The 26,070-nt window shown below is 44.3% G+C and carries 21 protein-coding genes; 12 read left to right on the top strand and 9 right to left on the bottom strand.

What is annotated here, in order from left to right; all coding sequences use genetic code 11:
• The first annotated feature begins 44 nt into the window (after nucleotides 1–44).
• Complete coding sequence (locus QQL36_RS19935; protein WP_321566563.1) at nucleotides 45–842, top strand: SDR family NAD(P)-dependent oxidoreductase; 798 nt, start codon at nucleotides 45–47, stop codon at nucleotides 840–842.
• A gap of 59 nt (nucleotides 843–901) precedes the next feature.
• Here QQL36_RS19935 and QQL36_RS19930 read toward each other — a convergent pair whose 3' ends face one another.
• Together QQL36_RS19930 and QQL36_RS19925 are read right to left on the bottom strand one after the other, a co-directional pair.
• Nucleotides 902–1,309 carry a response regulator gene (locus tag QQL36_RS19930; protein WP_083721831.1) on the bottom strand — a complete coding sequence of 136 codons (408 nt, stop codon included), beginning with the start codon at nucleotides 1,307–1,309 and terminating at the stop codon, nucleotides 902–904.
• Nucleotides 1,302–3,167, bottom strand: coding sequence for a PAS domain S-box protein (locus tag QQL36_RS19925; protein WP_321566562.1), 1,866 nt, complete (start codon nucleotides 3,165–3,167; stop codon nucleotides 1,302–1,304). The genes QQL36_RS19930 and QQL36_RS19925 overlap by 8 nt, the downstream gene beginning before the upstream one ends.
• A gap of 388 nt (nucleotides 3,168–3,555) precedes the next feature.
• Here QQL36_RS19925 and QQL36_RS19920 point away from each other — a divergent pair, with 388 nt between their 5' ends.
• The 3 genes from QQL36_RS19920 (at nucleotide 3,556) to QQL36_RS19910 (ending at nucleotide 7,930) form a co-directional block, all read left to right on the top strand.
• Complete coding sequence (locus QQL36_RS19920; protein WP_235643526.1) at nucleotides 3,556–4,428, top strand: sensor histidine kinase; 873 nt, start codon at nucleotides 3,556–3,558, stop codon at nucleotides 4,426–4,428.
• A 12-nt stretch (nucleotides 4,429–4,440) separates the two neighbouring features.
• Nucleotides 4,441–5,160: a LytTR family DNA-binding domain-containing protein gene (locus QQL36_RS19915; protein WP_321566561.1), complete on the top strand. Its 720-nt coding sequence runs from the start codon at nucleotides 4,441–4,443 to the stop codon at nucleotides 5,158–5,160.
• A 178-nt stretch (nucleotides 5,161–5,338) separates the two neighbouring features.
• Nucleotides 5,339–7,930: an outer membrane beta-barrel family protein gene (locus tag QQL36_RS19910; protein ID WP_321566560.1), complete on the top strand. Its 2,592-nt coding sequence runs from the start codon at nucleotides 5,339–5,341 to the stop codon at nucleotides 7,928–7,930.
• A gap of 159 nt (nucleotides 7,931–8,089) precedes the next feature.
• Here the strand turns inward: QQL36_RS19910 and QQL36_RS19905 are convergent, their stop codons facing one another.
• The 5 genes from QQL36_RS19905 to QQL36_RS19885 form a co-directional block, all read right to left on the bottom strand.
• Nucleotides 8,090–8,482 (bottom strand): hypothetical protein, encoded by a 393-nt coding sequence (locus QQL36_RS19905; protein ID WP_321566559.1) that lies wholly within the window; start codon nucleotides 8,480–8,482, stop codon nucleotides 8,090–8,092.
• A gap of 114 nt (nucleotides 8,483–8,596) precedes the next feature.
• Nucleotides 8,597–9,013: a Dabb family protein gene (locus tag QQL36_RS19900; protein ID WP_321566558.1), complete on the bottom strand. Its 417-nt coding sequence runs from the start codon at nucleotides 9,011–9,013 to the stop codon at nucleotides 8,597–8,599.
• 77 nt (nucleotides 9,014–9,090) lie between these two features.
• On the bottom strand, nucleotides 9,091–11,262 hold the full coding sequence (locus QQL36_RS19895; protein ID WP_321566557.1) for a gliding motility-associated C-terminal domain-containing protein: 2,172 nt from the start codon (nucleotides 11,260–11,262) through the stop codon (nucleotides 9,091–9,093).
• 552 nt (nucleotides 11,263–11,814) lie between these two features.
• Entirely contained in the window at nucleotides 11,815–12,489 is a 675-nt protein-coding gene (locus QQL36_RS19890; RefSeq protein WP_083721839.1) for a YceI family protein, read from the bottom strand.
• Between the two features lie 443 nt (nucleotides 12,490–12,932).
• Entirely contained in the window at nucleotides 12,933–13,670 is a 738-nt protein-coding gene (locus QQL36_RS19885; RefSeq protein ID WP_321566556.1) for a hypothetical protein, read from the bottom strand.
• A 148-nt stretch (nucleotides 13,671–13,818) separates the two neighbouring features.
• Here QQL36_RS19885 and QQL36_RS19880 point away from each other — a divergent pair, with 148 nt between their 5' ends.
• Nucleotides 13,819–15,768 carry a beta-N-acetylhexosaminidase family protein gene (locus QQL36_RS19880; RefSeq protein WP_321566555.1) on the top strand — a complete coding sequence of 650 codons (1,950 nt, stop codon included), beginning with the start codon at nucleotides 13,819–13,821 and terminating at the stop codon, nucleotides 15,766–15,768.
• A 181-nt stretch (nucleotides 15,769–15,949) separates the two neighbouring features.
• Here QQL36_RS19880 and QQL36_RS19875 read toward each other — a convergent pair whose 3' ends face one another.
• Nucleotides 15,950–16,573: a hypothetical protein gene (locus QQL36_RS19875; RefSeq protein ID WP_220388722.1), complete on the bottom strand. Its 624-nt coding sequence runs from the start codon at nucleotides 16,571–16,573 to the stop codon at nucleotides 15,950–15,952.
• Between the two features lie 268 nt (nucleotides 16,574–16,841).
• The gene (locus QQL36_RS19870) at nucleotides 16,842–17,930 is read right to left on the bottom strand and encodes an FAD-dependent monooxygenase (protein WP_321566554.1); all 1,089 of its coding nucleotides are present in this window, start codon (nucleotides 17,928–17,930) and stop codon (nucleotides 16,842–16,844) included.
• Nucleotides 17,931–17,998: 68 nt separating this feature from the next.
• On the opposite strand from QQL36_RS19870, the gene QQL36_RS19865 reads away from it, so the two are divergent.
• The 7 genes from QQL36_RS19865 to QQL36_RS19835 all read left to right on the top strand — a co-directional run bounded on the left by QQL36_RS19865 (nucleotide 17,999) and on the right by QQL36_RS19835 (nucleotide 26,015).
• Nucleotides 17,999–18,919 carry an AraC family transcriptional regulator gene (locus QQL36_RS19865; RefSeq protein WP_321566553.1) on the top strand — a complete coding sequence of 307 codons (921 nt, stop codon included), beginning with the start codon at nucleotides 17,999–18,001 and terminating at the stop codon, nucleotides 18,917–18,919.
• A 54-nt stretch (nucleotides 18,920–18,973) separates the two neighbouring features.
• Nucleotides 18,974–21,118: a TIM-barrel domain-containing protein gene (locus QQL36_RS19860; RefSeq protein ID WP_321566552.1), complete on the top strand. Its 2,145-nt coding sequence runs from the start codon at nucleotides 18,974–18,976 to the stop codon at nucleotides 21,116–21,118.
• A gap of 410 nt (nucleotides 21,119–21,528) precedes the next feature.
• The gene (locus tag QQL36_RS19855; protein ID WP_321566551.1) at nucleotides 21,529–22,419 is read left to right on the top strand and encodes a helix-turn-helix transcriptional regulator; all 891 of its coding nucleotides are present in this window, start codon (nucleotides 21,529–21,531) and stop codon (nucleotides 22,417–22,419) included.
• Between the two features lie 292 nt (nucleotides 22,420–22,711).
• Nucleotides 22,712–23,713 (top strand): NADP-dependent oxidoreductase, encoded by a 1,002-nt coding sequence (locus QQL36_RS19850; protein ID WP_321566550.1) that lies wholly within the window; start codon nucleotides 22,712–22,714, stop codon nucleotides 23,711–23,713.
• 183 nt (nucleotides 23,714–23,896) lie between these two features.
• Complete coding sequence (locus QQL36_RS19845) at nucleotides 23,897–24,319, top strand: nuclear transport factor 2 family protein (RefSeq protein ID WP_321566549.1); 423 nt, start codon at nucleotides 23,897–23,899, stop codon at nucleotides 24,317–24,319.
• Nucleotides 24,320–24,638: 319 nt separating this feature from the next.
• Nucleotides 24,639–25,439 (top strand): oxidoreductase, encoded by an 801-nt coding sequence (locus tag QQL36_RS19840; protein WP_321566548.1) that lies wholly within the window; start codon nucleotides 24,639–24,641, stop codon nucleotides 25,437–25,439.
• Between the two features lie 6 nt (nucleotides 25,440–25,445).
• Nucleotides 25,446–26,015, top strand: a complete 570-nt coding sequence (locus tag QQL36_RS19835) for a Crp/Fnr family transcriptional regulator (RefSeq protein ID WP_321566547.1) — start codon at nucleotides 25,446–25,448, stop codon at nucleotides 26,013–26,015.
• Nucleotides 26,016–26,070 lie beyond the last annotated feature (55 nt).

The raw sequence follows: 26,070 nt of genomic DNA, 5'->3' as shown, positions 1-26,070 counted from the left end.
CTAAGCTTGTATTGCAAAGATGCAATACGCCATTTTTTTAACAGATGACCAGGGTCATGCATGAGAATGATATAAATTTTACGGGTAAAATAGTGTGGATCACGGGAGCTTCTTCAGGAATTGGAGAGGCGCTGGCCGTATTGCTGGCAGGAAAAAAGGCGAGGTTGATATTGACAGCCAGACGGGCATCGGCTTTAGAGACTTTGTCAGCGCGATTGGATACTGCAGTGAAAGTATTACCAGCAGATCTGTATACCGCAGATTTTGCCGCATTGTCCGCAGCAGCATTGGCCGCCTTTGGCGGGATTGATATGGTGATACATGCAGCGGGAATCGGGCAAAGATCGCTGGCGGTGGAAACGCCGGTCAAAGTTTACAGACAGTTGATGGAGATTAATTTCTTTGCGCCAGTTGCGATCACGGGATGTTTATTGCCTGTTAGTAATGCGCATATGGTGGTGATAGGGAGTATGTCGGGGTTGATGGGATTTCCGGGCAGGACAGGGTATGCAGCGAGTAAACATGCATTGAAGGGATATTTTGAAACATTGCAGGTGGAGCAGGATGTGCCGGTGACGATTGTGAGCCCGGGTAGGGTGCAGACAAATTTATCACTGTCGGCGATTACGGCGAGTGGGGAGGCGCATGGGGTGATGGATGAAGCACAAATAAAAGGGATCCCGGTCATGGAATGCGCTGCACGAATATTAGAAGGGGTCGCAAAGCGGAAAAAACATGTGATTATTGCGCGGAAGGAGAAGTATCTATATTGGTTGCATAAGTGGTGGCCATCCATCTATTATAAGATGGCAAAAAAATACTCATTTACCACAGGCAAATGAGTATTTTTTTGAGGCTGGGCCTGCGGCCTGCAGAGAAAAAGGAACTTTTAGTTTCGGCTTCAGGCTGGTAATAATTCTGTTAATATTTCTTTGATAATATTCTTTCCAATTGGTTTAACAAGGTATCCTGCCAGAGAAGGAAACTCCTTCGCTTTCTGCAAATCACTTTCATGTGTAGAACTGGTCAGTACATACACCTTAATCTGCTTGCCTGCCGGCAGCTTTAACTTAACGTATTCCCGCAGAAACTGCCACCCATCCATATAGGGCATATTTACATCCAGCAGGATCAGGTCAGGGAGATGATCCGCCTCATTCAGATTTTGTTTAATGTAGTTCAATGCCTGCTCTCCATCTGTAAACTTATGGATCTTTTCTACCAGTTCCAGTCTTTCAAAATGCTGCCGCATGACAAATTGAAATAATTCATCATCATCAACAACGCAAACATTTTTAATCTTATTCATCTTCCTTCTTTATGAGTACCCGGTTATTAAAATAAACAAAGAAACTACTTCCTTTCCCTACTTCACTCTTTACATCCAACCTACCACCAAAAGTCTGGATTTGATTCCGGACCATAAAAAGGCCTACTCCGTTACTTTCGTAACCGCGATGAAACTTCTTCTTATACCTGAATAACTGCTCTCTGTGCTTTTGGAGGTCAATCCCTATGCCATTATCCCTTACCATCAATACGACCTGGTCCTCTTCCTGCCAGGTACTAATGGTAATTTCAGGCGGAGCTTCCGGGCGGGTATAAGTTAATGCATTGTTTATCAAATGAAATAAAATATTTTCTAGATACGGGCGCGAATATAATAATACTGGAATTTGAAAATGCATTTTTAATTGTGCATTTTTTTCCACAACCTGTAGATTGAGCGAACTCCACAACTTACTGGTTATATCTTCCAGGTCACATTGGGTAAAGGGCAGATCTGTATTGGCATGCTGGGCCAACACTTCTTTCAGGTCATTGAGGGTATTGATGATTGAATTAGCTGAATTCTTCATATGATTAAGCAGGGTGTGCTGTTCCTGCATGTTATGCAGTTCAGGCAGGAGTTCTACTGAACTGATAAGGGCGGTAGCTGGGCCCCGTAAGTTATGGGCAATGATCTGGTTGAGTTCGAAGAGTTGTTTGATTTTTTGCTGGAGGTCAATGGAGGTGGCATGGAGTATGATATTTTTCTTTCTGGCTTCCGAATCCAGGTGTTTTAGTTCCGTCACGTCGATCATCTGAACGATCAGGTAACGGACGGTTCCATCCGGGTTCAGCATCGCCGTGCAGGCCAGGCACATATGGATATAATGCCCCTCACGATGCCGGTATCGTCGTTCTGCTCTGTAGCTATTGATCTTCCGGTCACTGATCTGCTGGATCTGGGCGATGGCCGTATCCAGGTCTTCGGGATGAATGAGGTCGCAGGCACCTATACCGGAAATTTCCTCGTGGGTATACCCCAGGGTATCCAGCAGTGAAGCATTGACATCCAGCCATTGGCCATCCAGCGATAACAACGCAATGCCGGTAGGCGAATAGTCAAAGACGCTCTTGAACACCTGCTGACTATCTTCCAGCTGTTTACGGGCCTCTCTGAGTTCCTGGTTCGCCTTGTTTTCTGCTGTGACATCGTGTATGCTGAGGATAATAGTATTATTGGCAGTGCCGGGCCTGAGCAGGCGGATGCGGTACCATACCTGTTGATCTCTATCCAAAGGATCCAGCATTACCCTCACAACCTCCTTGCCGGAGATAACCACTTCATGGATCAATTGCTGTATTTCCTTTTTTAAACGATCAGGCATATAATGATAGGCAGATTTGCCCTGCATCTCCATCCAGGGCAGGGTCAGGCGGGCGCTCCGGTTCATCCATACATGCAGGATGATGCCATCAATTGTCATTTCGAGGATGATATCATCCAGGGAAGAAATGATGGTATTGAGCGAACGGTAGATTTCAAGGTAACCGGTCACATCTCTGAAAGTGAGCATATAACCAGTCTCAGTAGATGTATGCAAAGCCTTGCCGGTGACATGCAGCCAGCAGTCCTTTTTGTGAGGTACATCCTGTTGGATCTTATGACCAACGAATTCTTTCTGCTCCTGCAACAGGCGCCCTAAAGCACCGGCAGACGGGCTTTTCCACCAGCCAGGATCTTCCATCTGAGCCTCAGAGATCTGCAGGATCTCCAATGCGGAGGGATTAAAGGCCACGATCTGACCTGCCTGGTTAATAGCGATATAGCCATCCTCAAATGCGGCGGCGATTGCACCCCACCAATTATTCGCCGGGTTAATGGTTTTAGCTTGCACCATAGTTAATTTGGAACCCCCCTTTAAGATTGAGTGAATTTATTGCTGACGGTCGGATCTGGATATGATTATAACAAAATATTAACAGCAATATTAAGCGAAAACTACAAGTTTGCCGCCAAAAACGAGTAATTCATCTCTATTTTCTGTTGCAATCCAGTTATTTTCTGTTTTTTTGAAGTGTTTTAATGGACGAATTAAAGTAATGACTGTTACAGAAAATGATATAAAACCCGCCTGGTATACGAAAAAATGGGCTCAAAGTTTACTCCACGCGGTGGCCTGGGTTACCTTATTCACCCTCCCATATTTATTACGCCCTTCGCCAGACAAAAATCATGGACACAAGGAAGAAGATCCTCTATGGCATATTCACTTTATCATAAATTGTGTGTTCCTGACTTGCTGGTTTTACCTGAACTCAAATGTGCTGATACCTAAACTGGTATATAAGAAGAAATGGTGGCAATATGGTGTTATATTGCTGCTAATGCTTTTTGTGCAGGTATTAGTGAGATGGATATTTGTGAATATATTTATTTCGCCGGAGGAGTTTGATTTACGCCCTACGATATTCTTTAGCTTTTTCACCCTGCTCTTTATCCTTGCATGTAGTACTACCTGGAGGATCGTTAAAGACAAGGTAGAAGCGGATCAACTGGCCAGTGACAGGGAAAATGAGAATCTGAAAACAGAGCTGAGCCTGTTGCGCTCCCAGGTAAGTCCGCACTTTATGTTCAATGTATTGAATAATATGGTGGCCCTGGCCCGGAAGCGGTCCGACCAGCTGGAACCTTCCCTCATCAAACTCTCTTCCCTGATGCGGTATATGCTGTACGAAGCGGATGAGGACAAAGTGGCGCTGGACAAGGAGGTAGATTATCTGCAAAGTTATATTGACCTGCAGCAACAGCGATTCGGGGCGAAAGTACAGGTGAATGTGAACCTGCAACTACCGGAGAATGGGTATGAAATAGAGCCTATGCTGCTCATTCCTTTTGTGGAGAACGCCTTTAAGCATGGCACAGGTATGATACCGGATGCCAGGATTGATATAGAACTGAGAGCGAAGCAGGGTTTATTACAGTTCTCTGTGATGAACAAATACAATGAAGAATATGAAGAGGTAAAAGATAATTCGTCCGGGATAGGTTTAACGAATGTGAAACGCAGACTGAACCTGCTGTATAGAGACAATTACCAGTTACTGATCAATAAAAAAGAGGGATGGTTCGTTGTATCCCTGCAATTACACTTGCATTAATAAAATACGAATATGGTATTACGTTGCATAGCAGTTGATGATGAGCCACTGGCGCTGGATTTATTGGAAGACAATATCAAACAGGTACCTTATCTGGAGCTGGTAGCAAAGTGTGCAGATGCTTTTGAAGCGATTAAGGTGCTGGAAGAAAATACCGTGGACCTGATCTTCCTGGATATCCAGATGCCGGGATTGACGGGATTGCAGTTTATACAGAGTTTACAGCACAAGCCGATGATCATCCTGATCACGGCTTATGAAAAATACGCATTGCAGGGGTTTGACCTGGAGGTAACAGATTACCTGGTAAAGCCGGTCGCGCTGCCCCGCTTTATCAAAGCCTGTAACAAGGCGAAAGAACTGTTCCAGCTCAGGCAACTGCCAGCTAACCCCACAACGGCGGCAGCCCCTTCTCCGGAGTTCTTTTTTGTGAATGCGGATTATAGTCTGCTGAAGATCAATATCGGAGATATTATCTGGATTGAAGCCCTGAAAGACTATATCCGGATACATATGACAGGTACCGCCAAGCCGGTGGTGACCCGGATGCCGTTGAAACAGGTGGAAGAACAGCTAAACCAGGCAAAGTTCATCCGGATCCACAAAAGTTATATCATTGCGGTAGCGCATATCACTGCAATCAGGAAGAACAGTGTGTTTATCGGCACCATGGAGCTGCCTGTGGGGGATAACTACAGGGAGTCTGTGGCGGCGCTGACGGGTACTAAATAAGCTTATTCAGCGATATCAGAAAAGTGGGTTTTGCCGGCTGGTAAAACCCACTTTTTTTGTGTGGGGGGCCGAACATGAAAAGAAGCTACCTTTTGTCGCTATATTTTTTCCTGTTGTCTCATTTGGCTATGCATAATTAAATTCTACAATTAGTTTTGCCTTATCAGAAAAGAAGTTTATGCAAAGAATTTTTTGGCTAATCGCCCTGTTGACCTTTACAGTAGCAGCACATGCACAAATGCCTCCGGGGGGCACACCTCCTCCGGGAGGTTTTCCAGGTGGTAAACCCGTAGCAAATGGTCACCTCTACGGAAAGGTTTTGGATAGTGATGGTAAACCTCTACCCTACACTTCCGTTATCGTATTTCAAAACAGATATGACACCACTACCGGCACTAAAAAAGATGTGCTTGTAAAAGGAGCCATGACACAAAATAACGGGGATTTCAGCCTGGAAGGTGTGCCTACTTTCGGCCCCCTGATACTGAAAATCTCAGCCACCGGTTATAAACAATATGTACAGACCGTGTCTTTCAAAAAAGCAGGTGGCGGCGCCCCTTCTACTGACAAAGACCTGGGTAACCTCAAACTGACGGCCGACATCAGTCAGCTGAACGAGGTGACAGTGACCGCTGCCAAACCACTCATGAAAGTGGATATGGACAAGAAGGTATTCGATGTGACCCAGAACATTTCCAGCGTAGGTGGTACTGCACAGGATGTGATGAAGAACGTACCTTCTGTGAACGTGGATGTAGATGGTAACATGACCATGCGCAATGCCACACCACAGTTGTACCTGGATGGCCGTCCTACTACCCTGACCCTGGACCAGATTCCGGCAGATGCAATCGAAACGGTGGAAGTAATGACTGCTCCAAGTGCTAAATACGATGCATCAGGTGGTGGCGCAGGTATCGTGAACATTGTGCTGAAGAAGAACCGTAAAACGGGTTACAATGGTAACATCAGAGCGGGTATTTCCAGCCGTGGCGCCCTGAATGGCGGCCTGGACTTCAATGCACGCCAGGGTAAATTTAACCTGAGTGCAAATGCAATGTATAACCAGAACAAAGATCGTACAACAGGTTACACTGACCGTACTGATTACTCTACAGACCCTAACCTCCATACACTGCAGAACAACGTACAGACTGGTGGCGGTGGATTTATGTTTGGCAGGGTAGGTCTGGATTATTTCATGAATAACAGAACGACTTTATCCCTCACAGGTACAAAAGTGCATGGTGAAATGTCACCAAAAAGTACGCTTGACATCTTTACAGACAGCCTGTACAACAGCGGTACTACCAGCTCTTATGGTCATCGTATTACAGATGGAAAAAGAGTCTTTAACGGGAATGGCCTGGAACTGGCAATGAAACACCTGTTCCCCCACGAAGGAGATGAACTGAGTGTCACGGCAAACTATTTCGGTGGTACCAACACAAATAATTCACTGTATACCACCAATTACTATACAGCTAAAGGTGGTACTTATACTAATGATGTAATTCAGAAGATCGATGGCGATGGTAAGATGCACCACATCACCGGACAGGCGGATTATACAAAAGCACTGAGTGCAAAATCAAAACTGGAAGCAGGTGTACGCGGACAGTTCAACTATACGCTGAACAAGAACGCTACTTACTATTACAATGACGAAACCGGTGAGTACGATCTGTCATCCAGCTCTACCAGCAACTACGAGAATCATGAGAGGATACTGGCGGCCTATGGTTCATTCAGCAGCAGCATTAAGAATTTCAGCTATAAAGTAGGTGTACGTGCAGAAAGTTCCAACTACGATGGTAAACTGCTTAACAACGGTGAGAAGTTTAGCAACAGTTACCCGGTAAGCCTTTTCCCAACTATCTTCCTGAGCCAGAAAGTGGGCCACAACCAGGAATTGCAGCTGAGTGTAACAAGAAGGATCAACCGTCCGAGCTTTTTCCAGCTGATACCATTTGCGGATAGTACAGATAAGCTGAATATCACAAAGGGTAATCCTAACCTGGTACCAGAGTTCACACAATCATTCGAATTATCTTACATGAAGACGTTCAGTAATAACAGTACCTTTATGGCATCTGGTTATTACAAACGTACTGCACATACTATTACCAGCTATACTGATTCAGAAACAGACGAAGCCACTGGTACCTCTGCACTGATAAACACATATATCAATGCAAAGAACAGCTATACCACAGGTGCGGAAGTAACACTGGTCAACTACTTCACCAAATGGTGGGATATGAATACAAACATCAATGCTTACAACTCAAAGGTAAATGCGGGTACTTCAGAGGTACAGAACAATGCCTTGTGGAGTGTCTTTGCAAAGGTGAACAGTAACTTCAAACTGCCGGCCAGCTTTGAACTGCAGCTGACAGGTACCTATCAGTCTAAAACCAACATGCCGGTGAACCAGCAGAAAGGTTTTGGAGACGGTCCTCCACAGATGCAGGCACAGAGTTCTTCCCAGGGTTATATCAAAGGTTTCTATGGTGTAGACCTGGCGTTGAAGAAGAGCTTCCTGAAGAGCAAGGCGCTGACAGCGACAGTCAGCGTGAACGACATCTTCCGCAGCAGAACTACGGATCAGGTATCTTACAGCACTTATTTTACACAGGAATATACACGTTTGCGTAACCCACAGTTCGTAAGACTGAACCTGGCATATCGCTTTGGTAAGATCGATGCTTCATTGTTTAAGCGTAAAGCGAACAGTACCATGGATACCAATTCAGGAATGCAGATGTAATTTCTCAGAATAGACTCATGTATATTTCATTAAAAAACAGCAGCCGTTGATGGCTAAAGCCAACGGCCCGCTTTAAAGATCAAAATGAGTCACTGGTAATTTTTTTATACGTAGGACAGGGGAAAACAAAAAAGCAGCGGCTGGTCCGCTGCTTTTTTATTATCGGTCCAGCAGCGACATAAAGCCGAGCAGCAGGAGGAAAAGTACAGGTGCCAGTACGAGGAGGCCGGTGGCGAAAATGAGACCATCATGTATGGCTTGCTTACTTTGATGGGCAAATTCTTTATAAGTTCTGCGAATGACTGTTTTCCGGCTGAAATAGCATCGGTTTATCGTATAGATAAAGATGGTAAACCCTGCGGCGATAGCCGTCAGGAAGCCGTAAGACACCTGATCGAAGATCATAATAAAACTGGCTATTACGAATGGTAATAGCACCATAAAACCCACCACAGTCAGATATAAAACGGCATTCTCTCTTGCATACCGTTTTGTAAATTTTTGTGCCAATAAGTAATAATGGTAATACAAATAGCGGTATACTAATGTCATATTCAGATCATCATATATGTTTTTGACATAACGTTGTTGTGCTGTGTGTGTATTTGGTTGGTAGGCTGAAGTAAAGTATTAATCCTGTCTTTTAAGGTTAATGAGCGGTTAACGCTATATATCCTCTGCATCGTAGACGATCACCTTTTGCCAGAGGGTAGAACAGTTTTTGATGAATGCCAGGTGTGCCGGATCGGTCTGATAAATGTCCTGATCTGCTTTGTTCCTGAAGAACAGCAGCCAGGATACCTGGTAAGAGCGATCAATCACTTCGCGGTTGGTGGTAGAAGGTAATCCGATATGATGTTGGCGAATGGTTTTGGCGGTTTTCGCCAGCGTTTGTAGTCCTTCAATCAGCTTTGCTTTATCTTCCTGGCTGTCCGGATTATTGAGCCAGAAGTAGACATGGTGTACAAAAACCTTTTCAGTTGGCTTAGCCAGGAGCGCAGTGCCTGACAGGGAAGCGATACCGGTGAGAGCGGCTGTTTTCCCGGCGGTGGCTAAGAATTGGCGCCTTGTTTTTTTGAACATAGGGTCATGATTTTTAGTCCTTCAAAATAGGAAATATCTATGAGCCCAAAATTTATTTTTTGCAAAATGGTTTTAGCTCAGCGGATAAGCAGGATAGTGCCTTTTCTTACGACATCGCCACAGACCGTTCTGGCGCGAATCATGTAAATATAAGTACCCATAGGTAAAGGTTCTCCTTTGGATGTGCCGTCCCAGCAAGCATCTGGCGAATCAGATAAATATACGATCCGGCCTGCGCGATTGAAAATATTGAATTCAAACCAGGAGGTTTCCCCCCAACGTTTTAGTCCAAAGCAATCATTTTTACCATCTCCGTTAGGTGTGAATGCCGAAGGAATAGGATAACGGGTGAATTCGAGAGCGACATCCACATTGACGGTTATACTTTCTACATTGGTACATCCGTGACCATCCATAATGGTGACTTCGTAAGTAGTCGTTTCCAGCGGGGATACGGCCGGACTGGCAGTGTGTGTATTGGTGATGCCGGGAGCTGTTTCCCAGGTGTAATAGATGCCTCCTGTTGCTTTTAAACTGATGCTGGCGTTGGCACAGTCTATGTCACCCGATTTGGCAATGGTAGTGGTGGGCGTATCGTATACGATCACGGGTACCACGAGGGTATCAGCGAGCTTGCAGGCGTAGTCTTTGATGTAGACCTTGAAAGTAGTATCGTGCAGGGGTGAAATGTTTAAAGCTGTACCTGTGGTGAGCAGGGAATCATTTGATGTGAACCATGCATATTCATCGCCACCGGCGGCAGTCATGATCACAGACTGACCGATGCAGACAACGGGTGAGTCGGGGGTGACCTTCAATACAGGTGTCGGAGTTACATTGATATATATGTTTTTGGAAGTACGGCAGCCGTAGATAGTAGATGCAGTAATGATGTAATTGGTAGTAGTGTCAGGACTGGCGGTTGGGTTTGTGATGGTTGTATTACTTAATCCTTTGGCTGGCGACCAGGTATAACTGGCAGGAATATCTGAAACGCCTGATAACTGGATAGTGGTACCGGTACACATGGAGGTATCCTTGCTGGTGGTGATAACGGGAGAAGGATTCACGTTGATCGTCAACGATGCTTCGCCTGTGCAGCCATAAGCGTCTGTGCCTGCTACGGTGTATTTTGTGGTGGTGGTTGGACTGGCCACTGGCTGAGCGATGGTATCTGCATTCAGGTAAGTGGCGGGTGTCCATTGATAGGTGGTGGCACCTGTAGCACTGAGCTGCGTGGACTTACCTGCACAGAGAATAACATCGGGGAGCGTGGTAACTTTTACATCGCAGGGTGCAGTGAGCGCAATGAAATAATCTTCGACTTCGCCGTTGGGCGCATAGCCGGTAGGATTGATGATAAGGGTATCGGAGATGCGGAAGCGAAAGGCGGATGGAGACACTTTGCCGGCAGGGAGTCTTGCCGGGATGTCTGACCATTTTAAAATGGCGGTATTTGCTGTTATAGTATCGATCGCTATTTCGTTTGCATCGAAGATACCATTGCGGTTGAAGTCGAACCAGGCGGAGACGTATGCAGTTGTAGTGGCGTATACCGGAATCGTGATTTCGTACTCCCCTCCTCCTGTATATGGAGGAAAAGTGGTGATCGCATCTTCGTCGGCACCGTCATCAGTAGCTTTTAGCGTGTCGGCATCGGGAGCGATGGCACCTAAGTAGAAATTTGATTGTTGTGTGAGTGTACAGGGGGTATAAGTGAGTTCGTGGGCGGCATAGCCGTAGGAAGCCGGGAGGTCTCCCCTGTCGAATGCTGCCAGGATACCGAAGATGACGGTGGAGGCGTTTCCCATGGTGACTTCGGTCGTATCAGTACTTAACGCCATAGAAGTGCTGCAGGCGCCTGTATAAGTAGTGCTGCCGGTACTGATGGCGACCATGGTAACGGGTGAGGGGGTATTATTCCGGGTGGCGGTAAATGCCACTTTGAAATGCGCGCTGCTGTTGGTATTTAAAGAGCCTTTGATGGCGGGGTTATTGAAGTCATAGCCGGCGTAAGACATATAGTTAGGTACGGGGGTGGTACCTGTAACGTCGGAAAACGTGGCGGTAACAGTGAGGCTATCACTGGTAATGAATGTTTTAGTGGCCCCTTCGGTGATGGTAAAACCGGCCCAGTTGCACCAGTAGATGTGCTCTTTGAGGGATCCTGTTCCGGTATCGGCATATTGTGCTTTTAGCTGTAATTGAGATAAAAGCAATGCCAGAGACAGGGAATAGATTTTTGGCATCAGGTATAGGATAATGTTTTCAATGCATACAGGCGCTGGTTCTGGTTAAAAAGGGTTCAATATCACGGTAGCTGTATGTGTCGATGATGGTTTATGAGATAAGTAAATTATGATATTTTTTTATATAATAAAATATATTTTCGGGCAGGTATATTCTTTATGTGAGTATAACGGAGAGAGATAGTTGAAATTGAGAGGATTGGTTATTGTGCAATATTTGGGAGGAAAAAAAGATTTGGAAAGAGCGGAAAAAGGTTGTTACATTTGCATACCAATATTTGAAGGGGAATAATACAAATTAGGTTTTCAAAGGACCAGATAATTTATTGAGGTAGCATCTCTGCTACCTCTTTTTCGTTTTAGGAGAATTGGAGGTATTTGTTTCGATATTGTTACTTTATTTGATTCAATTTTATTGCGCTTATTTTTCAAATAAAACATTCATGAAAGAGGGAATTCCCGAACGGGGAATGAAAACCATTTTCAGAGAAAAAAAGGCCCGCATCATACGATGCGGGCCTTTTTTATTTTTCAGCATATTGCTGATAGCAATTATTTCTTAACAGCCTTCACTTTGAAGCCGATTTCGATATCCTTGCTGATCACCCAGTTTTCAGGGCTACCTTCAGTTTTGTAGTGGATACCCCAAGCGGTTCTGTCAATCACGAATTTAGCAGTAGCAGTTACGTCGCCTTCAGACACAGTAACTACAGCAGGGAAAGTGATGTTCAGGGTGCTATCTTTCAGGGTCAGGTTACCGCTGATCAGATTAGTTGCACCTGCTTCCAGGCTCTTAGCTTTAGTGCTGTCGTAAGGAGCTACGGCAGTGATAACGAATTTTGCAGCAGGGAACTTCTCAACATTGAAGAAGTCTGCGCTTTTCAGGTGGCCATCCAGATCAGTGGATTTCTTATCCTTTTCAGTAACAGATGCAGGATCAGTGGTCAGGGAATTCATGTTTACTTCGAATTCACCACTGGTAATAGTGCCGTTTTCAACGTTCAGGGTACCGGAAGACACCTTGATAACACCCCAACGAGGAGCCATACCACCTTTGTGGGTAGCTTTCCAGTCAACGGTAGTAGCAGTAGTGTCGATGGTGTAAGCAGCACCGGTGGTAGCAGCAGCTTCCTGTGCTTCGGAGGTTTTAGCCTGTTCAGGTTTAGTACCACCGCCACAAGCGGCCAGTGCAAGCATTAAAGCAATAGCAGATACAGTTTGCTTCATGGTTTTCGATTTTTTTAATTAAAAGACAATGTATTATATCACCGAAATTAAATATTTGTGTTCTAACAACAATAGCAAATCCGGAAAAAAGATGGAATGTACAACGACTTTTTACCGGGGAATGGACAATTTTCTGAAAATGATGTGCTTTTTTTTAAATTTTAATGATTGTACAGTGAAATGACTAATGATTAATGTGGGATTTAATAGAGGTGGATAAAACGTGTAAATTTGTATCTCAGATAAACAGCAGTGGGTATTCGTTTAGTATAGCCATACTAGTTTGTTTATTTTACAATTTTAATGGGAAGCCCCAGCTGGATTACCGGCTGGGGCAATTTATTTAAGGTAGGTTGTTTTTCTGGATTTAAAAAGAAAATAATTATGCGTAGTGTATCATGTTGAATTTAGTCAGGCCCCTGCCGGATCTCCCGTGCAGTTAGCTACTTCTTAGCTTTCTGTATCATGATCGTCTCATCCCCCTTTGAAATTGTCAATGTAGGCGGCAACTTCTCCTTTCCTATAACAGTGATCTCTACCTTGTAAGTATACGCCCCATTCTCAAAAGAGAAATAATGATTCCCTCCTGAGCCTTCACGTATAAACTTCCCATCCTGTATCACCATCTCCGGCTGATCAATCGTTTTCACATTCACCGGCCAGCTGGTATACCGGAAATTATTACTCCCCATATCATCGATACGCACCTTGAATTTCTCCGTCTGAAACGCTAAAACCGGTTGCTTATAATCTCTCAAAGAAGGATTGATCTGGTTCTTATCCGCTTCTATCAGCGTAGCTCTCTTAGCCGCTTCTATTTTCGTCTGGTAATTGATCCCTATCAGCTTTCCATTATCATCCAGCCATACCTGACCCCGATTCAGGGAGATTCCCCTCCACCCTCCTGAAGCCCAGTCTTTTGCCGGGTCAGAATGAGCGATTACATAAATCAGTGAATCATCAAACAGTTCATTGTAACGGGCAAGGAATTCCTGCTTATTATTGACAGCTGGCAACGGATATTGTCTTCTTAAAGGATATATGACTTTATCGGCAAGCGCCTGTTTATCCTGCTGTTTTACAAGCGTGATAAAGGCGGAAACAGCTTTAGGATTAGGATTGTCCTGTCCAAAAGCACTTACGCTGGCATAGAGCAAAACGGCTAATAGTAATCTTTTCATAGTATTTGTAGCGGGCAAAGATATTGCGCCTTGAGGGATAGAAGGCTAATTATATGCCAAATTTTTAATTTAATTACCTGCTCATTTTTTTCTTGCCATGTCAGTTATTATCTTTCGGACAATTACAGGCTCTAAATAAGAAAGAAAAATGAAAAAGTTATTCAATTGTTTAACCGTGGTCATGTTGGGTTGCAGCAGTACTTTTGCGCAAACGGTTCAACCGAATAACCAGCTCTCTGCACGACCTGCTACGTTGCCGGCCATTTATCCGGCCCCCGTATCTATCGCGCTGGGAAAGGGATCTATCATGCTGGGTAAATCAGTTACCCTGGTTGCACCTCCGGGTATTGATACGGAAACTACAGCCCTGGTACGTAGCATACTTACGCAGGCGGGCGTTGAAACCATCACAACGGCAAAACAGCTGCCACAGGCATTCGAAGGTACACACATCGTACTCGGTACCGGCGATGCGGCGATCGTGCGCACAGCACTCACGAAATGCGGTGCTGTAGCAGACAGTAATACCGAAGGCTATACAATCGCCAGTGTAGCGATAGGCAACGGTGCACTCATTACACTTGCCGGCCACGATGCGGATGGTTTGTACCATGCAGCACAGACTTTCCGGCAACTGGCACAACGCGCTGCCATTCCGGCACTCGTGATCAAAGACCATCCTTCTATGCCGATCCGCGGCACCATCGAAGGGTTTTATGGTAAACCATGGTCAATGACAGATCGGGAGAAACACCTCGAATTCCTCGCTACTGTCAAAGCAAATACTTATGTGTATAGTCCAAAAGACGATCCATATGCAAGGGATCGCTGGCGCGATGCTTATCCTGCAGCGACTTTAGCTGAATTGGGTAAACTGGTAGCGGTAGCCAGAAAGAACCATGTCAACTTTGTGTATGCCATTTCTCCGGGTCCCACTGTATGTTTCTCTGATTCAAGTGATCTGCATCAGTTGGAGCGCAAGTTCAGTGCCCTTCGTTCAATTGGTGTTCACAGCTTCTATGTGGCCCTCGATGATATTGAATATACCAAATGGAATTGTGACCTGGACAAAACCACTTTTGGCCCTTCAGGCCCAGAGGCGGCGGGTATTGCGCAGTCTCGTTTGCTGAACGCATTGCAGGCCAATCTTAAAAAAATCGATCCGACAGCACCTCCGCTCATTATGGTGCCAACAGAATATTATGATGCAAAAGAAAGTCCATACAAAGCTGCATTGAGGAAAAATCTTGACTCGCAGGTGGTCGTACAATGGACTGGCACCGATGTCGTACCACCAGCCATCTCCACTGGGGATGCACGTGCAGCGACAAAGGCATTTGGACGCAAGACACTGTTATGGGACAACTACCCGGTAAATGATTACGGGGAATCTACTGGCCGGTTGTTGCTTGCTCCTTATGTACGACGCGAAGCCGGCTTATCAACAGAACTGGCAGGGATCCTCTCTAATCCAATGAATCAGGAAGCACCGAGCCGTGTTGCTGTAACAGGAGTAGCTGCTTTTGCGTGGAATGACAAAGGATATGATGCAGAACGTATCTGGCTGGCTGCGGCACGCGAGCTGGCAGGTGGTGATGAGCAGGCCACAGCTGCGTTGCTGACCTTCTTTGATACCCAACATCTGGCACCTACTTTTGGCAGTCAGCCATGGCAGGTACAGGCACCTAAACTGAAGGCGATGCTCGATGGTGTACGCGATGCCATTGCAAATGGAGACATTGCCACCCGTCATCAGGCCATTACCGACCTGATACAGCGTGCTGCAGCGTTCGCAGGGGCGCCGGATATTATCAGGTCAGGAACTGTCGATACCTCTTTTGCGCAGGATGCACGTCCGTGGCTGGATGCGATGCAGTTATGGGGAAGAGCACTACAGCTGACTGCCGCAGGATTGGATGCTGCTGATCATGGAAGTACCGCAGCGGGTCGTTATTTTGCCAATGCTAAGAAATTAGCAGCTGAAGCTGCTGCTTTGCAGACGATCCCTGGCGCTACCCGTTTTGGTGGTCCAATTAAGATCGCGGATGGTGTGCTGGATGTGTTTGTGGCGGATGCTCCGAAGCTGATTGCTTATTAATTTAGTTGCAGAAAATAGGTACCGGGCAAATCAATGCATGTATTGGTTTGCCCGGTTTTTATTCAGGCTGCTTGCAAGTTAGTAAACTTGTTAGCAATTATTAAGGCTTATTAGAATAGAAGGACTGCATACTGCAAAAGCGAGTTTTCTAAACGGAACCATTCTTTTATAGTTAAAAATATTATTCATTTCGCGTCATCAATTTCGCAATTTCCTCACTCTCTCCCACTCCCATTTTCTCGAGAGCTTGTTGTATTCGCTTTTCAAAATTCTCCTGCTCTAATCTGATTTTCTTTAATTCTCTTTGCAAATCTGATTTGGAAATAGTGATCAACAACGAAATCTTTTCCATACTCTCAGTGTAATCGGAAATTTCAATCACCTGAGAAGCTGGTCTGTAATAAACCCATGGATGTCCTATCCATAATTGCTTCCACTCCCCTTCAGGCGCTTCCAGCATATCTTCCCAATCTGTCAAATTCCCAATATCACCACAACAGTTAGGCTTTATGTAAAACTGATCATTCTCTATTAATGCAATTCCTCCACATAATTTTCCCACCTGATCTTCATACGTTTCCATTTCCACCTCTTCAAGATGTTTTTTTATGATTTCTATCAATTCATCATCATTAATACTTGTGATATCCACTAAATAACTGTCTTTCTGAATGGCTTGTAATCTTCCCAGGTTTCGGTTTGAGAGGCATTCAGTCCAAAACCGGATACGATCTTCGGGTACTTCCTGAATATCGGTCTCTAAAAAGTCAAAAGGGTTTATTTCAATTGTATTTATTAGTCGCACTTGTTTTTGAATGAATGAAGTTTGATTATTAATACTTTGATGTCATTCTATGTTTATTAAAATAGGTATTCCAAAAACTAATCCCCGGAAGTAACTCATTATATTCTTTAAATAGAATAACCCTAATATACACTTTTAAATAGGAAAACCCGCTCATTTAGCGGGTTTTCCATTATACTACCTGCATATCTTATGCGTACTCTTCAACCACACTCACCAAATCATTATCCAATGAATTTACATTTCTACCTTCTAATCTTTCTTTATATTACAAAAACCGTTCTATAGCTTCCTGAATACCTTCTTCTGTCTCCGGCACCAACCAGTTCAACCCACGGGTAATCCCTGCCTGCACACCTTCTACAAAAGGCCGGTAACTGTCATTGTATTTCGCAAATGCACTATTGTAATCCTCATTTGCATGCAATGCATGCGCAATAATACTAGCCCCCAACATCGCCAGACTCGTTCCCATGCCTGTTGGAAAACCCGTTGTATACGCAGCATCACCCACCAATGCCACACGACCATTTGTCCATGCTGGCATATGGATCTGACACACTTCGTCAAAATATAAATTGTCCGAATTCATCATCGCATCCAATATCTGCGGTATTTTCCAGGAACTATCTTTGAATTTATCTTTCAGGATCTGCTTATGCTGCGCATCATTCTTATAATCATACGGCAACTTTGGCGACCTGAAAACTACAAACGCATTCACTATATTCTTAAATGGATACAGCGCCGCCAATTTGCCTGGTTCACGGTATATCAACGCTCCGGTTCCAGCTTTCAAAAGAGGTGCTTCTACTATTGCAAAATAAGCACCGAAGAATTTTGAATACTTTTCCTCTTCCCCAAATACAAGTTTCCTTACAGATGAATGCGTACCATCCGCCCCAAATACAAAATCAAATTCCCTGGGCGCTCCTCTTTGAAAAGTAACTTCAATGCAATCTTTGTGCTGCGTGATTGTCTCAATTTTATTATCAAAAATCAGCTGAACATCCCCAACAGGAATATTCTCATACAATATATCCACCAGGTCATCCCTGGTAATCTCAATATCCCCACTATATTCCGCCTGTGCATTGATCGAAAAACTAACAATAGTTTCATTATCAGCATTCACAATTTCATCTGTATGCACCAGCTCTTTTGCCTTGATCTTATCCAATATACCCATCTCTTCCGCCACCCGCAATGCATCACCCCGCACATCAATAGGAGAACCGCCTCTCCTTAACCCTTTTGATATCTCAATCACCGTCACTGCATATCCAAAATGATTTAGCCAATAGGCTAATGAGAGGCCTGCTATGCTCGCTCCCGATATTAATACCTGCTTTTTCATGTCACAAAAATGGATGTATCTTTATAAATAAAATAGCACGATAACTACTAAAAATAGTCGTAAAAATTATGTCAACTCAACAAGACTTCCTTCAATTGTTTGATAAAATAGGCTATAACGTAGGTACTAATTACATCCAGAATGTAGACATTCACAACTATAAAAGCTTTGACTTTTTCCCCGACCTGGTCATGTTCTTTGCCGCTTATACAGTAAAGAAAACCTTCTCCCGCCCCACAACTGCACCAAAATTCATTAAAAACAGTATCTGCTTTTTCTTTAATAATCCATTTGACAACGATCACTCAAACAAAGATGAAAAGCCGTTCATACGCGTATTCCCATCTACCTGGACCTATACCAGCACTTTCAAAAAAGATTCCCGCGTAAAGACCGTCTCCGTGCTGATCAGTGCGGAGTATTTAAAAGGATTCCTGAACAAAGATGCAGACCAGTTCCAATATCTCTTCGACACCAGCAATGACTTCTTAATAGAAGAGATCATGACGGATGATATTGTTCGCACGATTAACGACATTGTAAAAAAAGAACCCCCTGGCATATTATCCGACTACCACTACAAACTAAAAGCGATGGAACTGATCTTCCATCTGTTTAAAAGCCTGAGCAAACGCGAACAATCCGTTCACCAAAAATTGAGCGACAAAGACGTTAAATCCATTTACAAGGTCCGCGATAAGATTATTGCCTCTTTAGACAAACCCACTGCTATTATCGAGCTGAAACAAATTGCTGAAATGAATGAACTGAAAATGCGCAGGATCTTCACCCAGGTTTTCGGCATGGGGATTTATGATTATTATCAGCATTTCAGAATGCAGGAAGCGGCAAGACTAATCCGCGAAGAGAAACTATCCGTGTCTGAAGCCGGTTACCAGATAGGCTTTGAAAACCTCAGCCATTTTTCCAGAACATTCGAAAAGTACATCGGCCAAAAACCTAAAAAATACGCTCAAAAAATTAGTTAAACCGGTTTAGCAAAATATTTTATACCTTTCGCCCCACTTATACCACACGAAAAAATGAAAAACAAGATGCTATTGCTGCTCCTTGCAATGCAGGCAGCAGTTTTTACCACGAATGCTCAGGTCAGAAAGGCCCCCAACGGGATCATTGTGAATGCAGGCGGCCATCAGGTGGGACTATTTACCACTAACAATGCTGCCTTTTGTCTCAGCTTAAACGGAGAAATTATTAAGAGCACTTTTATTGAATCCAGTAACAGTGCATCCTCGCCGTACACCGTAGTTTCGACCCCTCCGTTATATGGGATCAAAACTGCCTATGGCCAGTTAACGATCAATACCACGACCGGTGCCTGGTCATTGTATGATGCAAAAGGTCAGCCGCTGATACAGAACGGCACCTACCGCTTTACCGATACTTCGGTTGAGATTGATCATACTACGCAAGGCCTGCTGTATGGCGCCGGCAATATCTCTTCCAAAGACCTTACAAAAAGCCAGTCCGGTTCTGCTGTAGGCAATGGCGTAGCTGGCATTCCTTATCTTTGGAATACGACAGGCTACAGCGCATTTGGTGTTGCTGCCAATGATAATCAACCAGCTGGCTGGACCAAAGACCACCACCTCCTGGCATGGAAATTCCCATCTAAAATCGCCAACCTATACCTCTGGCCTGCCAGCACCATTTACGATGGCGCCAAAGGTTATGTAAAACTGACTGGACAGCCCAAACTGCCGCCCAGATGGGCTTTTGGCTACCTGCAAAGTCAGTGGGGATGGGAAGATAGCACCTATATATCCAATGTGCTCACTAAATTCCGGGCACATCAACTACCTGTAGACGCTTTTATTTTTGACTTTGAATGGTATACCACTACACCTGACTATACTGTACCTAAAGAAGGGCAGAAAGGTTATAGTGATTTCACTTTCAATCCAAAACTGTTCCCCCATCCGGCCAAACAGATAGCAGATATGAAAGCGCAGGGCGTAAAATTTATCGGTATCCGCAAACCAAGACTGGGCAATGATCAACGACTGGATACTGCCAGAAAAAACGGTTGGCTTATGAACCCACATACAGATAGCCGCGACCTGAACTTTAGCAATGCAGAGCTGCGGAAATGGTTTGAAGACAGAACAAAACCTATGCTACAGGCAGGTGTAGATGCATGGTGGGATGATGAAGGCGAATCTTATTATACCTGTTATTATTGGTGGAATACCGCCCAATACAACTTACTGTCAACCGTACGGCCTAACTACCGCCACTTCACGATTAACAGGGCATTTAGCCCCGGCAATCAACGCTTTGGCTATTGTACCTGGGATGGCGATATACAGTCTTCCTGGTCCTCACTGGCCGATGTACCCAAAGACCTGTTGAACTTCAGTCTTGCCGGCATGTACTACGGCGCCTGCGACATTGGTGGTTTTCACGGCACGCCGGAAAAAGAGACTTTGGTACGCTGGTTTCAGGCAGGGGTTTTCTTCCCTATCATGCGTTCTCATTCAGATATCGGTACTACTGCCCGCTTCCCGTTTTTGTGGGGGGATGATGGCGAAGCGGCCATACGCAAAGCGCTGGAGCTGAGATACCAGCTGCTACCTTATACTTACAGTCTCGGTCACGAAGCATACAACAATGGCGCTCCTATTATGCGGCCACTGGTGATGGAGTTTCCGACCGATACGACTGTTGCGAATATGACAGATGAATGGTTGTTTGGTAAAGGTTTATTAGCGGCACCTGTATTAAATGCAGGTGGTAAACGGAGTGTGTATTTACCTGCTGATACGTGGTATGATTATTTTAGTGGAGAAAAAATTACAGGGCCAAAGAGGATGGCAGTGGATAAGCAACTGGATGAGATCCCCGTATATGTGCGGGCGGGCACGATATTGCCGCTCAGTCCTGTTGTGCAATATTCAGAACAGGCTACTACTGCACCGCTTGAAATACATGTTTATCCGGGTAAAAACGGGAATTTTAATATGGTGGAGGATGATGGGACTTCTTACAATTATACCAAAGGGGCTACAAGAACAACGGCGTTTTTATGGGATGATGCGACGAAGACTCTTAGCTGGAAAGTAAGTGGGGGGTATGCAGGTAAGCATGCTTACAAAATGATAAAGGTTGTTGTTGGGAAAGAAGAGAAGAGTGGGATGATAGGGAAAGCGGGCAAATTGAGTTTTTAAATAAAGATTTTACCAATTGGGATGAAACCCATTTTGAGAAAAACATAGAGCGTGTATCAAAAGTAAGATACACGCTCTATTAATTCAGATACATGATGGAGCCAGGTTTCCATTTATGCAATTCCAGGGAGGTTCATTTATTTTTGATACATCCCTTTTCTCTTTTCCAGATGACCAGTTCACAACCGGTAGCCACCACTAATGTTTTTTCTTCCTTACAGAACCCATAGGTCATGATTTTGCAAGGCCCATTACCTGTAATAAAGATCTTCGTTGCCCAACACAATGGGTACAGTAGCAAAATGCGTCCACACAGGCCACAAATGCAAATAAATACCCATTTATTTACAGGCTACACTTTTTACCAGATAGGCTAATTTTTATTTGCCAGCTTTCCTCACCTTTGTACCATGACAATCATTTATAAAAGTATCTCCGAATTTATGCGGGATATGGATATGCCTAAACCGCTCCATCCGCTGGTGGCCCTGGTCAATTATGACAAGGATCAGATCAGTGGCAATTTCACCGGAAAAAGGTTCATGATTGACTTCTACAAGATTGCATTTAAGAAAGATTTTAGCGGTCAGATGCGGTATGGACAGGCCTGGTATGACTTTTCAGAAGGCGGCATGGCCTTTTTAGCCCCGAACCAGGTAGTGACCATGTCTGGCGAAGTCGGTTGCCTGGATGGTTATCTCCTGCTTTTTCACGCGGACCTGATCCGGAATTATGCTCTGGGACAGCGCATTCAGCAATATGGATTTTTCTCTTATGCGGTGAATGAGGCGCTCTTTTTGTCAGACAAAGAGAAGAAAGTGATCGGTGGAATATTTGAGAATATTGCGGATGAGCTGGATAATAATACGGATGCCTTTAGCCAGGATGTATTGGTTTCTCAGATTGAATTATTGCTGAATTACAGTAATCGCTTTTATAACAGGCAATTCCTGACCCGAAAGGCCATTCATCATGATCTGATCACAGAGATGAATAAATACCTGGAAAGCCGGTTTACAGACACACAGGGAGGTATTCCAACGGTTCCTGAGGTGGCGGCACAGCTACAGGTGTCTGCAAGGTATCTCACTGATATGTTGCGGACCCTTACCGGCCAAAGTGCGCAGCAACATATACATGACCGGCTTATTGAAAAAGCCAAAGTGGCGTTGAGCACTACCAGGCAGACGGTGGCTGAAATTGCCTATCAACTGGGTTTTGAGCATCCACAGTCTTTTAATAAGTTATTTAAGCGGCATACGAATCTCTCTCCAAACGTTTTTAGGAAGTCTTTTAACTGACAGATAATGGCATCCGATTTCAATATGGCGGATACCTGTAGGGGATTGTTATGCCTGCAAATGAATCTCGCTTCAAACGTTTTTAGAAAATCTTTTCACTAAAGGGCGGGTACCTATTTGGGATACCATGCCTGTAAATGAATATCTCTCGTATTCAAAATCTTTTAACTAAAGGGAAGGTACCTATTTGGGATACCATGCCTGTAAATGAATATCTCTCGTATTCAAAATCTTTTAACTAAAGGGCGGCGGGTACCTATATGGAATTCCCATGCCCATAAACAAATCTTATATGGAACAAATGAAAGCAATCCGCCTACATGCTTACGGAGGACCGGAAGTATTGCGTTACGAAGATGCACCTATGCCGGAATTGAAGGATGGTCAGCTCCTCGTTCGCGTGCATGCCATCGGCATCAATCCACCAGACTGGTACCTGCGCGAAGGTTATAAAATGCTACCTCCGGAATGGAGACCCAATATCCCCTTCCCTATTATTCCGGGTACGGATGTTTCTGGTGTAGTTGCCGCTGTTGGCAAAGGTGTACAGGGGTTTTCTGCAGGCGATGAAGTATTTAGCATGGTTCGCTTTCCCAGTGTGGGCGAAAGCGCTGCTTATGCGGAATTTGTAGCTGCACCGGCTTCTGACTTTGCACACAAACCAGCGGGTATTGATCATATTCATGCGGCAGCGGCACCGATGGCTGGATTGACGGCATGGCAATTCCTCATTGAACTGGGCCATGATGTACAGAATCCACTTCAGGCACATAAACACCATCCAGTCCCCCTAAATGGCAAAAAAGTACTTGTAAATGGCGCAGCCGGCGGTGTTGGACATCTGGCTGTACAACTGGCCAAATGGAAAGGGGCGCATGTCATCGCGGTGGCTTCCGGCAAACATGAAGCATTCCTACACTCAATAGGTGCCGATGAATTTATTGACTATACCAAACAGGCGCCTGAAGCCGTGGTGCAGGATCTTGATTTAGTGCTCGATACCCTTGGCGGTCCGCATACTGGTCGTTTCTTAAAAACAATAAAACGTGGCGGTGCTTTATTCCCTGTGTTCTTAGGCTTCTCTGATGCGGAGGAAGCTGCACAACGAGGGATCATAGTTTCTTCTACCCAGGTACGTTCAAATGGCACTCAGCTAGAAGAATTCGGTCGTTTGCTGGCCGCAGGGACGATAAATGTCGCTATCGATAGCACCTTTCCCCTCGCTGATGCGCAAAAAGCACATGAACGGGCTGCCAATGGACATATTCAGGGTAAGATCGTGCTGACTGTCTGATAAAATTACAGGTATGAATATGAAGGAAGCTCATGAACGGACTACCCATGGACATATCCAGGGTAAGATTGTGCTGACTGTCTGATAAAATTACAGGTATGAATATGAAGGAAGCACATGAACTGACTACCCATGGACATATCCAGGGTAAGATCGTGCTGACTGTCTGATAAAATTACAGGTATGAATATGAAGGAATTAGCAGACAAGCTTGCCCTGCGGGAACTGGTCGATACACTTTCCATACTGGGAGATAAAAAAGATGTTCACGCACAGGTGCAGCTATTTACTGACGATGCAATATCAGAGACATTTATAGAAGGCGTTCCTATTTTAAAACTGAAAGGCAGGAAAGAGATGGAAGCCGCTTTTATCAATTTCCTTAAAGACTTCGACACGATCTACCATTTCAATGGGCAGCAAAAGGTAATTATAGATGGCGATACCGCTACCGGAACATGTTATTGCCAGATTACATTAATTGGTGCGAAAGTGAAGACGACTATCGGCGCCATTTATTACGACAATTACATCTTCGTGAATAACCAATGGCTGATTGCTAAACGAATAGGCATATTTGAATGGCAGGAAAAACAGGCATTCTAACCTTTTTAAAAAAGCCATTCGAACTCTAAAAAAGCCGTCTTAAATTTTACAATAGCCATTCTAACTTTTTAAAAAGGCTTTCGAACTCTAATAAAGCCATCTTAACGTTTAAAATAGTCATTTTAGTTTTTAAAAATAGCTATTCTAACTTTTTAAAAAAACATTCTAACTCTAAAAAAAACATCTTAACATTTACAATAGTCATTCGAACTTCTTAAAAGTCTTTCTAACTTTTACAACAGCCATTTTACCTTTTTTGCCAAATGGCAAATAATCCCAATTCCAGCCAGTCTACCTTCGCATCATAAAATTAAAAACGATGTCGAAAACAGTATTGGTCACCGGGGCCAGCTCCGGAATTGGTAAAGCAACCGCTATTTATCTGGCACAAAACGGCTACAATGTATATGGCGCTGCACGTCGTATGGAAATGCTCCAGGCCCTGCAGGTATATGGTATCAAACCAATTATGCTGGATGTGACAAAAGACGAAAGTATCGTTGCTTGTGTAGCACAAACCGGTAATATTGATATCCTCATTAACAGCGCGGGCCTGGGCTCCTACGGTGCACTGGAAGACGTACCTTTGTCAGAAGCGAAAAACCAGATGGAAATCAACCTCTTTAGTGTAGCAAGATTAATTCAACTGGTACTACCGAACATGCGGAAAAACAAGTACGGAAAGATCGTCAACATCTCTTCTGTAGGTGGTAAAGTCGGATTACCTATGGGCGTATGGTACCATGCCAGTAAATTTGCCATAGAAGGAATGAGCGATTGCCTCCGTAATGAGGTCAGACAATTTGGTATCGATGTCATTGTCATTGAACCAGGTGGTACCAAATCTGAAATGACGGGGATTGGTGGCAAAGAACTGATGCGCGTTTCCGGAAATACAGCATATAAAGGTCTGGCGAATAGCCTGCTGAAGATGTACGATGATATGGAAAAGAACTCAGTAGAAGCAGTCGTGATCGCCAAACTGATTAAAAAAGGAATTGAAGCAACACATCCTAAAACAAGGTATATTGGTGGTGCAATGGCAAAACCCATGCTGTTCATGAGAAAAATATTGTCTGATAAATTGTTTGACAAAATGCTGATGAGTCAAATGAAATAACTACACATGGAACAACTGATCAATTACCTATTACATTTCGGTCATCTCAATCAACAGCAGATTGAGATGATTACAAGCAAAGCTGTGATAAAAACAACCAAAAAAGATGAATATTATCACGAAGCAGGGAGAATACCCCGTGAAATCATCTTCCTGCTGGACGGAATTATGCGGGTTTGCTACTACAACAACAAAGGCGATGAGATCACTAAATACTTCCTTGACGAAAATAACTTTATCGCCGATGTAAACAGTTATAACCAGGGTATTCCTTCTACTGAGTATGTACAGGCCATCACCGATTGTGAATATGTGGCGCTATCCAAAGCTGCCATGGAAGAATTGTCTATGACCATCATCAGCTGGGATGCGATCATTGCCAAAATAACAGCAAAAGGACTGGCGGAAAAAGTAAACAGGATCAGTCCGATGATGGCAGAAGATGCCACCGAACGCTACCTGATGTTTTTGAGAAACTTTCCTACAATGGCCAATAGAATACCACTATCCTATTTAGCCTCTTATTTAGGTATAACTCAATCATCACTTAGCAGGATAAGAAGAAATATCCGCTAGCTCTTTTCCCTGTCTATATGGCCGTCCAGTAGCTGCTCATCACCTTGTTCCAGTG

This window comes from Chitinophaga sp. LS1, from assembly GCF_034274695.1.
GTDB lineage: Bacteria > Bacteroidota > Bacteroidia > Chitinophagales > Chitinophagaceae > Chitinophaga.
This window is presented reverse-complemented; position numbering and strand designations above follow the sequence as displayed.